At 55.8% G+C, this 12,991-nt stretch carries 11 protein-coding genes and 1 tRNA gene; 6 read left to right on the forward strand and 6 right to left on the reverse strand.

Features of this window, described 5'->3' with window-relative positions:
• Positions 1-89 precede the first annotated feature (89 nt).
• Complete coding sequence (locus OHL22_RS04150; RefSeq protein ID WP_263333554.1) at positions 90-1,700, forward strand: hypothetical protein; 1,611 nt, start codon at positions 90-92, stop codon at positions 1,698-1,700.
• A gap of 51 nt (positions 1,701-1,751) precedes the next feature.
• Positions 1,752-2,639, forward strand: a complete 888-nt coding sequence (locus tag OHL22_RS04155) for a metallophosphoesterase (RefSeq protein ID WP_263333556.1) — start codon at positions 1,752-1,754, stop codon at positions 2,637-2,639.
• Between the two features lie 36 nt (positions 2,640-2,675).
• Here OHL22_RS04155 and OHL22_RS04160 read toward each other — a convergent pair whose 3' ends face one another.
• Positions 2,676-4,028, reverse strand: a complete 1,353-nt coding sequence (locus tag OHL22_RS04160) for a phosphatase PAP2 family protein (RefSeq protein WP_263333558.1) — start codon at positions 4,026-4,028, stop codon at positions 2,676-2,678.
• A gap of 266 nt (positions 4,029-4,294) precedes the next feature.
• Here OHL22_RS04160 and ggt point away from each other — a divergent pair, with 266 nt between their 5' ends.
• Positions 4,295-5,986 carry a gamma-glutamyltransferase gene (gene ggt / locus OHL22_RS04165; RefSeq protein WP_263333560.1) on the forward strand — a complete coding sequence of 564 codons (1,692 nt, stop codon included), beginning with the start codon at positions 4,295-4,297 and terminating at the stop codon, positions 5,984-5,986.
• A gap of 34 nt (positions 5,987-6,020) precedes the next feature.
• Here ggt and OHL22_RS04170 read toward each other — a convergent pair whose 3' ends face one another.
• From OHL22_RS04170 to OHL22_RS04180, 3 genes are all read right to left on the reverse strand, one after another.
• A complete protein-coding gene (locus OHL22_RS04170) occupies positions 6,021-8,522 on the reverse strand; it encodes a phosphocholine-specific phospholipase C (RefSeq protein ID WP_263333563.1) in 2,502 nt (833 codons plus the stop codon).
• Positions 8,523-8,592: 70 nt separating this feature from the next.
• Positions 8,593-9,030, reverse strand: a complete 438-nt coding sequence (locus OHL22_RS04175; RefSeq protein WP_263333565.1) for a hypothetical protein — start codon at positions 9,028-9,030, stop codon at positions 8,593-8,595.
• A 51-nt stretch (positions 9,031-9,081) separates the two neighbouring features.
• On the reverse strand, positions 9,082-9,207 hold the full coding sequence (locus OHL22_RS04180) for a hypothetical protein (RefSeq protein ID WP_263333567.1): 126 nt from the start codon (positions 9,205-9,207) through the stop codon (positions 9,082-9,084).
• An 81-nt stretch (positions 9,208-9,288) separates the two neighbouring features.
• On the opposite strand from OHL22_RS04180, the gene OHL22_RS04185 reads away from it, so the two are divergent.
• Positions 9,289-10,224, forward strand: a complete 936-nt coding sequence (locus tag OHL22_RS04185; RefSeq protein ID WP_263333569.1) for an RraA family protein — start codon at positions 9,289-9,291, stop codon at positions 10,222-10,224.
• Positions 10,225-10,312: 88 nt separating this feature from the next.
• Positions 10,313-11,686 carry a mandelate racemase/muconate lactonizing enzyme family protein gene (locus tag OHL22_RS04190; RefSeq protein ID WP_263333571.1) on the forward strand — a complete coding sequence of 458 codons (1,374 nt, stop codon included), beginning with the start codon at positions 10,313-10,315 and terminating at the stop codon, positions 11,684-11,686.
• Between the two features lie 163 nt (positions 11,687-11,849).
• Here the strand turns inward: OHL22_RS04190 and OHL22_RS04195 are convergent.
• A tRNA-Val gene (locus tag OHL22_RS04195) sits at positions 11,850-11,926 on the reverse strand.
• Positions 11,927-12,117: 191 nt separating this feature from the next.
• Here OHL22_RS04195 and OHL22_RS04200 point away from each other — a divergent pair.
• Positions 12,118-12,714, forward strand: coding sequence for a CDP-alcohol phosphatidyltransferase family protein (locus OHL22_RS04200; protein WP_263333573.1), 597 nt, complete (start codon positions 12,118-12,120; stop codon positions 12,712-12,714).
• Between the two features lie 52 nt (positions 12,715-12,766).
• Here the strand turns inward: OHL22_RS04200 and OHL22_RS04205 are convergent, their stop codons facing one another.
• Positions 12,767-12,931 carry a hypothetical protein gene (locus OHL22_RS04205; RefSeq protein WP_263333575.1) on the reverse strand — a complete coding sequence of 55 codons (165 nt, stop codon included), beginning with the start codon at positions 12,929-12,931 and terminating at the stop codon, positions 12,767-12,769.
• Positions 12,932-12,991: the final 60 nt, after the last annotated feature.

Here is a 12,991-nt window from a genome sequence, read left to right on the forward strand (position 1 = left end):
CTGCGGTACTCGTATCGCAGACATCAGCAATTCGGGCATCTCATTATCGAAAGATTTCTGTCCGGGTAACCATTAGCATCGAATCAGGAATGTTTTCGATTTACACATGGCTTCGCAACCCGATTGCTCTGCTCGCAATCGCCGCCGGCCTTATTGCCTTTGCTGTACAATCCGGTGAACCCGGCTCTGCCGACACCACGCATCGGCTGCAGTCGACCCATGCTCTCTGGACCTCGGAGCCGCCCGTCTTTCCCTACGAATACCCGGAATTCGGCGTACACGGACGCAACGGCTCGCTGCAAAGCTGGTATGGCATCGGCCAGTCGCTGCTCATGCTGCCTGCCGACATCATCGCCACAGGAATCGAAAAGCTGCCCATCTTCGCCGACTACAACGGCAACGACCCCAGCGTCCGAAGCATCGTCGTGAGCTTCCTCACCAGCATGCTGGTCAATGTCCTCACGGCTCTGGTCTGTTTCCGATTCCTGAGTCAGTTGCGGTTTCCTCTCGTCCACTCCATCGTCGGAACGCTGGCTCTGCTCCTGCTCACCACTCATCTCCACTACACGCAGAACATGATGGAGAACAATTACATCTGTCTGCTCACACTTATTGGCTTCTCACGGCAATATGAGTGGCTGCAAAACGGCAGCCGCAAGGCACTCTTCTGGGGCTCTGCTGCGCTTGGTCTCAATCTGCTCACGCGCCTCACCACCGGCATGGACCTCATCTGCGTCGGCATCTTTATTTTGCTGGTTCTGCTTCTCGACGGCACACGCGGCATTGATATATGGAAACGGTGCCGCTCTTACATCGCTGTCGCCTTGCCTGTGTATCTCTTTTTTGGCTTTCTTGACCGGCACTATCAGTTCTACCGCTTCGGTTCTTTCTTCAATACCTACGTCTCTCTTGTTGCCAAGGAAGCGCGCGAACGCGATCCTTCGCTTCCCCTCAACTATCCCTTCACAACTCCGCTGCATACCGGCCTACTCGGAGCTCTATTCGCACCCGAAAAATCCATCTTCCTCTTCGATCCGCTTCTGATCCTTACGCTGATCCTCGCAGCCACACTCTGGAAGCGGTTTACTCCAGTGGTGAAAGCGTACCTCATCTCCACCGCCATCATGCTCGTCATGTATCTCTGCTTCTATGGTCGTTATTTTGCCTGGGCCGGAGACTTCGCATGGGGAGACCGATACGTGTCCACTACTGTCGAATTCGCGGCACTACTCGCCGTCCCGCTTCTACTGCGCCATCGCCATCAACTGGCGCCAACAGTGTGGGCCACCGGTATCGTTCTCATCGCTGCCAGCGCCATCATTCAAATCGCATCCCTCGCCTTCTGGCTGCCGCTTGAAATCTATCAGGAAGAAACCCTGGGCCATCCCACCTTTGTCATCCTTCTACGTCTCAAAAATATTGCAGCCTTTGCATTTGGCAAAATGAGTGCCTGGGGACTCGACACGGAAGCCATGCATCAGGATCCCTGGGACTATACGCACCTCACGGCCTGGAATTTTCTCCCTTTCCAGCTCATGCATGCGGGACAGGCCCCCAAATGGGCCGTCGACATCGCCTTTGCAGTGTGGGGAGCCAGCATCGCGGCGCTCGGCTGGATCCTGGCCAGGCTACGCAGCGTGCTCAAGACGCTCGCGCTTTACGGCGATAATCACGCGTCCCTGCGCGCTCCTCTTCGATAGGCATGTCCCTTCCGAAACGACGCGGCCCGCATTGCCCCGATAAGATGGAGTATGACTCTTTCAAGAGCCACCAGGGGAACCTCTCTTTCGCGCCGCAACTTCCTCGTCGGCGCGGCTGCCTGCATCGTTGCTCCTGGCTTCTACGCAGGCGAAATCGAGCGGCACTGGACTGAAATAACGCATACCGATGCCCTCGTTCCCAATCTTCCCCCGGGATTTGAAGGTGTGCGTATTGCGCAGCTCAGTGACATCCATCTGGATGAGTTCACTGAGCCGTATTATCTCCGCGACGTCGTTCACGCTGTCAATAAGCTCGCGCCCGATTTTGTCTTTCTCACCGGCGACTTCGTCAGCGATGGTCCGTTGCCGCGTCGCATCGCGCGCCACGCAGCCCCACACTGCGCTGCGATTCTCAGCGAACTCACCTGTGCCAATGTCTACGCCTGCCTCGGCAATCACGATTTCCTTACAGACCCAAAGCTGGTCGGCGATGCGTTGACTTCGGCTCGCATTCATGTGTTGCGCAACAGTCATCTGCCAATCGAGCGTAACGGAAGCCGCATTTGGCTTGCGGGTCTCGACGATCCGCTCTGCGCAATGCCAGATCCCGATGCCGCAATTCCTGCATCCATTCGTCAGATCCCCAGCGAGCCCGTTCTGCTTCTATGCCACGGTCCCGACTATGCCGACATCCTGCTGCGGCATCCTGCCGGCAAATCTGTAAGTCTCATGTTCAGTGGACATACGCACGGCGGACAGGTACGTCTGCCATTTCTTGGCCCGGTCCACCTTCCACGTATGGGCCAGAAGTACGTCGAGGGGTGGTTCCACCTTGGCAACCTCAACCTCTACGTCAATCGCGGCATCGGCACCGTTGAGCTGCCCTTTCGGTTCAACTGCCCGCCAGAGGTCACTCTCTTCACTCTGAAAAAAGCATGATGCCGCGCGGCTGAAAAGCAATGCCGTTTCTTTACCTCATTTACCAGCAATCTGAGCAGCCTTCAAACCGGCGGCATAAAGATTCAGCCGCGAATACACACCAAACGATGAGCCATCATCGAGAAACCGGCCACCGGGCCCTTCGGTCTCTGTAAGGATCTTGTCCGCCTGCTCAAGCGTGAGCGAGGGGAACGCCACGGTCAGCAGATATCCTGCCTCTGGCGCGAGCTTGCCAACATCCTCCTGTCCTTCCGCATTCTTCGCATAGACCACGGGCAGGTTGTAGGTCTGTGTCGTCGCACAAAAAGCTGCGTCCTCCTGAGGATTGTTAAATCGCCCCGTGTCCTCTTTGGAGCAGGCAGCAATCGTATCGCCGCATCCTGTTTGCAGTACCGGATCCAACTCCGCGCGTGCCTCCTTAACTGCCGCTCGAAAATCTTTAATCGGTTCCGTCTTCCGAAGCGACAGGCCCACATACGCGGGATCGTTGGCAAGAAGATGCGCCATATCGTAAAGCGCTAGAGTCCGCCCGCCCATCACATCCATGATGTAATGCGATCCCATCAGAATGCGGTCATTGCCATACTCCGCACCGCGCGCAATCATCTGCGCGTATCGTTCCGGCACCAACACCGCAAGCAAAACCGCTCCGGTGTAGCCGTACGTCGTATGCCCGCTTGGATAGGACGGGCTGTTCACCAAATCCATATCCGGCCCGTAGTTATAGGCAAAATTATCGGAGTTCTTGTTGAGATAGTCCTTGCCCGAAAACTTTGTAACGTCGTGCTCGGTCTGAAATGGACGCGAATTGCCATACGCATCAGCGCCCGCAGTACCGGCCTTACGGCCATACGCACTGCCGAACACATCTTCCATGCCGCCATTGTTTTTCAGAATCGCCATCACATCCGGCGCAACCGGCGTCTTGCCATCGGTCGTCGCATTGGCAAAGAAATACTTCCCTGCTCCAGCGTGGGATCCACTCACCGCAAGCGCATAGCGAATCAGGTCCGCAAGCGGCTGTGCCATCTTCGATGTCTGCTTGGCATCGATATAGTGAAAGCGCGCCAGATATGCCGCCCCGAGCGTTGAGCCCAGACCATCGGAAAGCTGCGCGAGATTGTTTCCCGTGATGAATGCATCGCGAAGCGCCTGCTGCTGTTGTTCGGCAAAAGGCAGCAGTGTTGGCTGTTGGAACTTGCCGGTCTGAATGCCTCCTGTTCCGGTGTAATTCGCCTCCAAGGCAGCCTTACCGGCGTCTGTATTTGGCAGCACGCTCACTGGAGCCAGCCCCTTTAACGCAGCCACTTCTGCCGCCGTTTGCGCATGAGCGCACGGCAAAGTCAGAACACAGAACAACACAATTCCAACCGTTATCCGGAACCTCATCCAATCACTCCATATCCATCGACCCACATCAGTCGAATACGTTAAACGCACACGCTTGCTCGCATAAAGTCAAGATATCTCTGAACAGCATCCGCGAGGCAAGAATATCCGATTAGCGTCGTGCGGTTTCTGAAGTTTTTCAGACAATGCTGAAACGTCGTGCTGAGCATACACTTCGATTTCTCTGCATGCCAGCGGCGATGCTATGGAATAATTGCGCTATCCGCCCGCAAGCTCTCTATATCTGAAATCAACCGAGGTGACCCATGAAGCGCATTGCGCCTCTGGCTGTATTGTTGCTCAGCTCTCTTTTCGCGTCGGCCCAGCAGTTTGCGTCCGTGCCCGGACAGGGCCGTTCCATGGTTGTCACCAAGCTCGGCATCGTATCCACACCGCAGTTCCTCGCTTCGCAGGCCGGCGCACATGTACTCGAAGAGGGCGGCAATGCCGTCGATGCAGCCATCGCAGCCAATGCTGTGATGGGCGTCGTGCAACCCTACGTGAATGGCATCGGTGGCGATCTCTTCGCCATTTATTACGACGCGAAGACAGGCAAGCTCTACGGTCTCAACTCCAGCGGATGGACTCCCAAAGCGCTTACGATCGATGCGCTCAAATCGAAGGGTATTACGCAGATCAATCCCATCGGCGTGGAGACGATCGATGTTCCGGGCGCTGTCGCTGGATGGGACGCACTGCATTCACGATTTGGCACGTTACCATTCAGCAAAACCCTCGCACCTGCGATTTATTACGCGCAAAACGGATTTCCGCTTGCCGAGCGCAACGCCCGCTATTGGGTCGCAAAAAAACTTATGGACCAGCCGGGATACAAAGAAACCTATATTCAGTGGCTCACAGATCCCAAGCCCGGCGATCTCTTCAAGAATCCTGCGCTCGCCAACTCACTGCGCCAGATCGCTGCACACGGCCGAGACGCCTACTACAACGGGCCGATGACTGAAACGATGGTCAGGTTCCTCAATGCCAATGGAGGCATGCATACGCTTGAGGATTTCCGCGACTTCCAGCCCGAGTGGGTCGAGCCGGTCTCCACCACCTATCACGGCTGGACCATCTACGAGCTTCCGCCCAACGGCCAGGGCATCGCCGCACTCTCCATGCTCAACATCATGGAGCACTTTCCTCTGGCCCAATACGGCCACAACTCTGTCGATGCACTGCACGTAATGATCGAAGCCAAGAAGCTTGCATACGCCGATATGTACAAATACGTCGGTGATCCGCGCTTCACACCCATCCCCGTCAAAGAACTCATCTCAAAAGAGCTGGCAGACAAGCGTGCAAAGCTGATCGACATGAACAAGGCTGCTTGCCAGGTGGTTCCATCCGATATCGAGGCAGAGCTCGACAGGCACGGCAACTCCACCATCTATCTTTCCGTAATCGACAAGGATGGCAACATCGTTTCGCTCATTCAAAGCAACTACGCGGGCTACGGCACCGGCTTTGTCGCTCCGGGTCTCGGTTTCTCATTTCAGAATCGAGGAGCTGGCTTCCAGCTAACACCCGGTTTGCCGAATTCACTCGCGGGCCACAAGCGCCCGCTGCACACCATCATTCCTGCCTTCATGCAAAAGGGCGATATGCACATCGGCTTCGGCATCATGGGCGGCTGGAATCAGGCGCAAGCGCATGCTCAATTTGTCTCCAACATCGTCGACTTCGGCATGAACGTGCAAGCCGCGCTCGAACAACCCCGCTTTACCAAAGACACATTCAGCGGCTGCGATGTGCAGATGGAAGAAACCATACCTGCCGATATTCGCGCAGGCCTCACGCAGCGTGGTCATGAAATCAAGCTGCTTGAGCCGTTCTCTTTTTCAGTCGGCCAGGGCGCTGCAGTCGTGCGCGATACCAGCCGCGAAGTCAACTTCGCCGCCGGTGATCCGCGCTCCGACGGCGCAGCAATTCCGCAGGAACCTGACACGAACTAGATTCGTCTGAACCTAAATTTCACCGCGCCGCAATCTATCCCATCTGTGGATCGCTGAAGCTAGCCTTGCCCGTTTCCACTCGCCCCGCAAGACGAATATCCTGGCCCGATTCCGCCACGCGAACTATAGCGTCGTACCATCCGTGGCCGGATGCCAGATTGAGCACCACCGATGCTTCCTGCCCAGCCTCAATCTTTTTGGACACCGGTTTCTGGCGGTACGCGCTATCCAGTACCTCAACGTGCGCAGGCTTATCGGTCGTATTGCGCAACGCAATGACGAGGTTACCAGTCAGGTCATTTCCAGTTCGTTCATACGACGAATGCACCTGAAGATGTGGCGACTTCATATCACCAGCAAATGACCGATAGAAGCCGTTGGGACCATGAACCTCGACAGCGTAGCGCTCGCCCGCAAAGCCAGACAACGGATACGCGGGCGTCAGACTGTCACCCGCCTTGACCGCGTAAGTCGCCGCTATCATCTTCGGCTCTGTCTTGTTGCGCAAATACACGTTAAACGGCGCGCCCGCGGATTGCGCTCCATGCACTGTATCCCCAGCGCTCAACCGCAGTTCAAGCTTCTGCCCATCTGCGCTCAGGTTGCCGTCGGCATACAGCTCATACGGCAGCGCACATGCCAGGCGGATTCCCTCTTCCTGTTGCGGCAGCCACTTCGACTGCTTCGGCTTATGATTGATTTCCTCAATCTGCGCCGCCGTAAGCTTCGTAAAGTTCGACGGAATCTCCTTGAATCGCGCCTTCTCGATGCTCACCACAAACTTGTCGCGATCGAGATAATCGATCTGCGGCTCCTTCGGATCGTTGGGGCGAAACACTGATGTCAGATCACCAGCAACCGTGCGCCGCCAGCTGCTGATGTTCTCTTCGTGCACGCTCTTGCCATATTTCTTCTCAACAAACTGTTCCAGAAACCTCAGCGTCGATGTGTGATCAAAAACTTGTGAGTTCACCCATCCGCCACGGCTCCAAGGCGATGCAATCACCAGGGGTACACGGAACCCCATGCCAATGGGACCGGTTCGCGCATCATTCGCATCTACCCCCATCTGCAATTCATCATTCTTGTATATGTATTCGAGGCCCGTATCGACGCCGGCAGACGCTCCTCCAGTTTCCTGACGCTTCGGGTCCGCAGCAACAAACGACGGCACATGGTCAAAATAGCCATCGTTCTCGTCATAGGTCAGGATGAAGATTGTCTTGCGCCACACCTCTGGATTCTTTGTCAGGATGTCCATCACCTCAGAGACATACCAGGCCCCATACCACGGCGCAGAAGGATGATCAGAGAACTTCTCGGACGCAGTCAGCCATGAAACCGTCGGCAGCTTGCCCTCATTCACATCCTTGCGAAACTGGTACAGCACATCGCCCTGGGGCACTTTCATCGTCTCCTGCTTGCCATCCAATTCGTAGGCCAGCTCTTCAAGGGAGTGATAGTGCGGGTCTGAGGCATTCGTAACAAACGCACTCCGATGCAGTGCCTTATCGAAATCGGAGAGTTGCGCATACCTAGCATCGCCGCTGTTCGCAATCGATGCTTCAAGCTCTGCCTTTTTCTTTTCCAATTCCTTAAGCTGATTGCGAAGCGCCAATATCGCCGTCGGATCCTTTTCCGCCGCAATCTTCGCTTCTACATCTGACTTATCCTTCGAGAGCTCCTCAACCCACCGCTGCGCTGCTACGGCATATCCTGGGCACGCTTCGGCGTTGTAAGCCGAGAAACACTCCAGTACGTTGTCACCGTAGTTCGACAACCATGAATCCTCATCGCCGGTAAGCGGTGAGCGCGACACTTCGTTCTGATAGTGCTTCCAGGAAACGCCTGCTTCCTGTAGCCGCTCAGGAAATGTCTTCCACGTCATCCCGCCGTAGTCAATCTGTTCGTTACGGATATGAGCCCGCGCATCGGGTTTCTGCTCTTCGCGAATCGTCCCCGTCCAGAAATAACTGCGATTGGGTGAGGTGCTGGTCATCACCGAGCAATGGTTCTGGTCGCACACCGTAAACGCATCCGCCAGCGCGTAATAAAACGGTAAATCCTCGCGGGTGTAATGCCCCATTGTCAGAGGCAGATGCTTATAGTCCTTTTCACCCGATCGCTTGGCATCCAGCCATCCATCATGCAGCCCCTCGTTCCAGGCGTCCACCTGGCTCTCACGCGAGTGCGGCAGTGAACCCATCCACGTAATGCGCGTGTCCTTGATATCCAGCCGCCAGGGAGCGTACGAGTTGCCCGCGGCATCGGTCTGCACAAAAACTGAATTGCCACTCGCCAGCTTCATTGCTCGCGGATCGTTGAATCCGCGCACGCCGCGCAGAGTCCCGTAGGTGTGGTCAAATGATCTGTTTTCCTGCATCAGGATGACGATGTGTTCCGCGTCCAGAAACGTAGATCCAGCGGCAGGTTCAATCGCATAGGCACGCTGAATCGATTCCGGCAAAAGTTCTGAAAGCCCGGAAGTCCCTGTCAATATCGCGGCAAGCTTTAGAAAGTCACGTCGGGTTCGCATACTCTATCTATCTCACGCCGGAGTTGAGCGCCGATAAAAACCGCAAACTCTGGCGCGTCTGGCATGAAGGTCAACGGCCCAATCGGCGAGCCACTTCGCGCGCTAGACCCTGCAAAGAATCTGCGGGGAGATCCTTTGGTCTGTCGTTGCTGCGTACTCCGTGTATCTTTGCCTTTTGCTCGGCAACCTCCGCAGCCCGCACAACAACAGGGCTGCGCGGCGTGCTCACACCCAGAGCGCCACTTTCTCTCAAATGTGACTTCTGCCTGGCCCCGCGTCCCCGCCGCTCTTTGGGTGGAATAATCTTCACGCTTACAGGCGCCGAAGCTGTCGTCGGCGCCGCAATCTGTTTCATCGGAGCACGCCGTTTCTTCTGTGAGCTTTCATACCCCTGTCTTTCATGCTCTTGTTCAGAAGCCGCTTCGATACTCTTCGCCAATAACTCCCTCGCCGACACTAACTCTGCAATATATGTATCGATCGCTTCAAGAATTCTAGAAATTGCCATATTCTCATGCTAATCGCGACTACCTTCGCTCGTCGATTCGGGCCTCGGCGACTACTCGTAATCTCTATCTTCGGTAGCCGGCCGCACAATACCGTAGCGCGACAGATAATAATGAAACTCTGTCGCATCGCCACCGGCTGCCGATACAATTGCTCCCGCCAGCTCTCGGCGTGTCATCCCAACCTTCTGATCGTGCGGGTTAGCCGGCGAGCGTGAATTCCGTAGAAGCGCACGAACGATTTCCTTGAGGAGAACCGCATGAAGTTGAGAGGGAAGCTCTGGGCGCTTTGCCTGCTTCTGAGCGCCGTGCCTGCATTCAGCCAGGTCAAAATGACCCGCGATCAGATCCTGTTCTACACCTCGGACTGGAAGGGCGAGCGATTCCCCGATGGCCGCCCCAAACTACCGGATCAGCTCCTGAAACGCGCCGTCGACATGACCATCGAAGACGTCTGGGACTATCTACGTGCTCACGGTTATCGCAATCAGTTCGAATCCGGCTGGCAGGCGCTCCATATAGATAAGCCGTTTGCAGGCCGCGCGCTTACCGCTCAGTACATGCCCACTCGCCCCGACATGGCTAAAGCGATCAAAGCCGAAGGCAAAGCGGAAGGCAGAGTCGGCGACACCAATAGCTGGCCCATCGCCGAGTTGCAGAATGGAGACGTATACGTCGCCGACGGCTTCGGAAAAGTGATCGAAGGCACGCTGATTGGTTCCAATCTCGGCAACGGCGTCGCGGCACATACACATACCGGATTTATCTTCGATGCCGGTATCCGCGACCAGGAAGAGAACCGGGAGATCCCCAACTTCAACGGCTTCTACCGCGGATACGATCCCTCCGCATGGGCAGACATGGAGTTGACCTCCATCAACGCACCACTCCGCATCGGCAGGGCGATCGTGCTGCCCGGCGATCTCGTGCTGGCAAAACCGGAAGGAGTAATCTTCATCCCCGCCATTCTTGCCGAAGACGCCATCAGCACCGCTGAATTTACAGCCCTGACAGATGAGTTCAACTTCGACTTAAATCAGCAGGGGAAAAACGGCGGGCAGTTTGAGGGCGGCTGGAACGCGGCAAAATATGATGCCTTTGCAAAATGGATTGATGCACATCCGGAAAAACTAAAGATGTCCCGCGAAGAGTTCAACGCCCTGCTCGCAAAAGCTAAACAACGCAAAGAGGATTAGGCCGCTGCTCATTCCCAAAACAATCATGAGAACACGCATACATCGACAAGTTTAGATAGATTTCAATACGAGCCACGGAGAGAAAAACGTGAAAACCCCAAGCAGCGCGGACGGTAAATGGAACCGCCGCAACGTTCTTAAGTCATCGCTTGCCGCAATGGCCGCAACTGCCGTGGCAGGCATCGCCAGCGCCGAGCCGGAGATCAAGAACGTCAACCGTGCTTCCAGTCCATCGGATCTGAAGATCACCGATATGCGCTACGCGGTTATCGTCAAGCCGGGTCCCAGCCCTTGCGTGCTCATCCGCATCGACACCAACCAGGATGTTTACGGACTTGGCGAAGTACGCGATATCGCCGGCCCTCAATACGCCATGGTGCTCAAGAGCCGTCTGCTCGGCGAGAATCCGCTCCGCATCGACTATCTCTTCCAGAAGATTGCGCAATTCGGCGGCAATGCCCGTCAAGCCGGGGGCGTATGCGCCGTCGAGATGGCGCTTTGGGACATTGCAGGCAAGGTCTACAACATTCCGATCTATCAGATGCTCGGCGGCAAGTGGCGCGACGAGATACGCATCTACGCCGATACAACCGAGTCCATGGACCCGGCAGAATACGGCCGCCGCGCCAAAGAGCGCAAAGCCATGGGCCTCACATGGATGAAGATGGACCTCGGCATCAATGTACTGGAAGGTATGCCAGGCACGGTCATGGAACCATCAGGCATGAGTAAGTGGGAGCTAAGCAATCAGCCGCATCCCTTCGTCGCCACTGAGGTCACGGACAAAGGTATCGACCGGCTGTGCGAATACGTTTCCGCTGTCCGCGACAACATCGGCTACGACATGCCACTCTCCATGGATCACCTGGGACACATCGGCGTAAAGTCCGTTATTCGACTCGGCAAGGCTTATGAAAAGTTCAACCTCGAATGGATCGAAGACGTTGTCCCCTGGTATTACACCGACCTGCTGAAAGAGATCACCAGCCAAAGCCCCACGCCCACACTCACGGGCGAAGACATTTACAAATTTGAAGACTTTGTAACCCTATGCAGAGAACACGCGGTGGACAAGATCCATCCCGATCTCGCCACCTCCGGCGGCATCCTTCAGACTCACCGCATCGGTGACATGGCCTTTCAATACGGCGTACCAATGGCCATGCACTTCGCTGGAACTCCTGTAAGCTGCATGGCCAATATTCATTGTGCGGCTGCAACGCGAAACTTCCTTGCGCTAGAGAACCATTCGCTCGACGTGCCCTTCTGGCAGGATCTCGTAACCGGCATCGAAAAGCCCATCATCAGCAAAGGCTTCATCAAGGTGCCTGAAACACCCGGCCTCGGAATCGCACTGAACGACGATGAATTAAAACGCCACCTGAAACCCGGCACAGGCTACTTCGAACCAACCCCGATGTGGAATGAGCCACAATCCTGGGATGACGCAATCTTCAGCTGAAATGAAACGATGCTATTCCTTCAAACATTGAAATTTTTACATGTAATCGGTGTACCCACGAGAGGTAGGTAGGTTGCATGGCAGGACCGCGCACGAAGAAGCTACCCGAACCACAGGTATCCGGGCTCACTCGGCGGTTCTTGCAGGAAATTGTGGAGGGATATGGTAGGCACGAGGAGACTCGAACTCCTGACCTCTACCGTGTCAAGGTAGCGCTCTAACCAACTGAGCTACGCGCCTGCAGGCCAACTGACTCAGTTTAGCAGCTTCTTTGTCCGCCGCCAAACCGCCGGTCTCGTGATCCATTTGACGCAAGCCCATTGCACAGAACACTCTGCACCAAATGTAAGACTGCGTTAACATGCTTTGTGATGAGTACGAGTCCGGAGGTTACAGGTTTAGGTCTTCCAGCGTTGCAGCGCGCGCGCCGCATGAACCCCTTGCGCATGGCGCCCAACCTGCTCACTTTTCTGCGTATCTGTCTGGCTCCCGTCCTCATTTTTGCCGTCATCGAGCGCCGTTTCGCGGAAGCCTTCGCCCTCTTTATGGTCGCCGCCTGCACTGACCTGATCGATGGTCTGTTGGCCCGCTGGCTCCATCAACGCACGCTCATCGGCCAGTATCTTGATCCCATTGCCGACAAACTGATGCTCAGCTCCCTTTTCCTGGTGCTCACTCTGATGGGCATTATGGACCCCCGAGTCACCGTCCTCGTCTTCGGGAGGGATTTCGGCATGCTGCTGACCGCCCTTATCCTCTACGTCACCATCAAGCTGAGGGATTTTCACCCCTCGCTGCTCGGAAAAGCCAACAGTCTCTGCCAGGTAGCTGCCGTAGGAGCCGTTCTACTCAGCCAGTTTGACCAGCAGTCGTGGGTTCTATACACCCGCACCGTCATGCTCGACGCCACCATCTGGCTGACCGTGCTGTCTGGCTTCCACTACGGATGGGTGGCCTCGCGCCGGATCGGGCTCATTGTCGACAGCACGTCCGGCTCTGGCTCCGGCACAAACACTTCGAACCGATAGACATTCCGTCCCGTCCATTGCTTTTAAATCCTTCGTTTTGAGAAGCTAAGCTTCACCCCGCATCTTCATCGGCCGGGTCGATGCCCTTTTCCTCTATTTCCATATCGTGGAACTCGTCTGAGTCGAAAACCTCGCCGCATTCCACACACTCGACAAACTCGATGTCGTCCTGGCGGGAAACGACACGTACTCTGGGGTGTTTACAGGGGCTAGCCATGGGAGGATCGTGACTGCTGGATTTACCTGACCTTTCGCGCCAGATTGTACCGAGGCGCGG

The sequence above is a fragment of the Acidicapsa dinghuensis genome (genome assembly GCF_025685685.1).
Taxonomy (GTDB): Bacteria; Acidobacteriota; Terriglobia; order Terriglobales; family Acidobacteriaceae; genus Acidicapsa; species Acidicapsa dinghuensis.

Bases quoted from the DNA above. Each gene is read 5' to 3' on its own strand.
- OHL22_RS04150 (WP_263333554.1), top strand. From the start codon at position 90: ATGTTTTCGATTTACACATGGCTTCGCAACCCGATTGCTCTGCTCGCA.
- OHL22_RS04155 (WP_263333556.1), top strand. From the start codon at position 1,752: ATGACTCTTTCAAGAGCCACCAGGGGAACCTCTCTTTCGCGCCGCAAC.
- OHL22_RS04160 (WP_263333558.1), bottom strand. From the start codon at position 4,028: ATGAGGTTCCGGATAACGGTTGGAATTGTGTTGTTCTGTGTTCTGACT.
- ggt (WP_263333560.1), top strand. From the start codon at position 4,295: ATGAAGCGCATTGCGCCTCTGGCTGTATTGTTGCTCAGCTCTCTTTTC.
- OHL22_RS04170 (WP_263333563.1), bottom strand. From the start codon at position 8,522: ATGCGAACCCGACGTGACTTTCTAAAGCTTGCCGCGATATTGACAGGG.
- OHL22_RS04175 (WP_263333565.1), bottom strand. From the start codon at position 9,030: ATGGCAATTTCTAGAATTCTTGAAGCGATCGATACATATATTGCAGAG.
- OHL22_RS04180 (WP_263333567.1), bottom strand. From the start codon at position 9,207: ATGACACGCCGAGAGCTGGCGGGAGCAATTGTATCGGCAGCCGGTGGC.
- OHL22_RS04185 (WP_263333569.1), top strand. From the start codon at position 9,289: ATGAAGTTGAGAGGGAAGCTCTGGGCGCTTTGCCTGCTTCTGAGCGCC.
- OHL22_RS04200 (WP_263333573.1), top strand. From the start codon at position 12,118: ATGAACCCCTTGCGCATGGCGCCCAACCTGCTCACTTTTCTGCGTATC.
- OHL22_RS04205 (WP_263333575.1), bottom strand. From the start codon at position 12,931: ATGGCTAGCCCCTGTAAACACCCCAGAGTACGTGTCGTTTCCCGCCAG.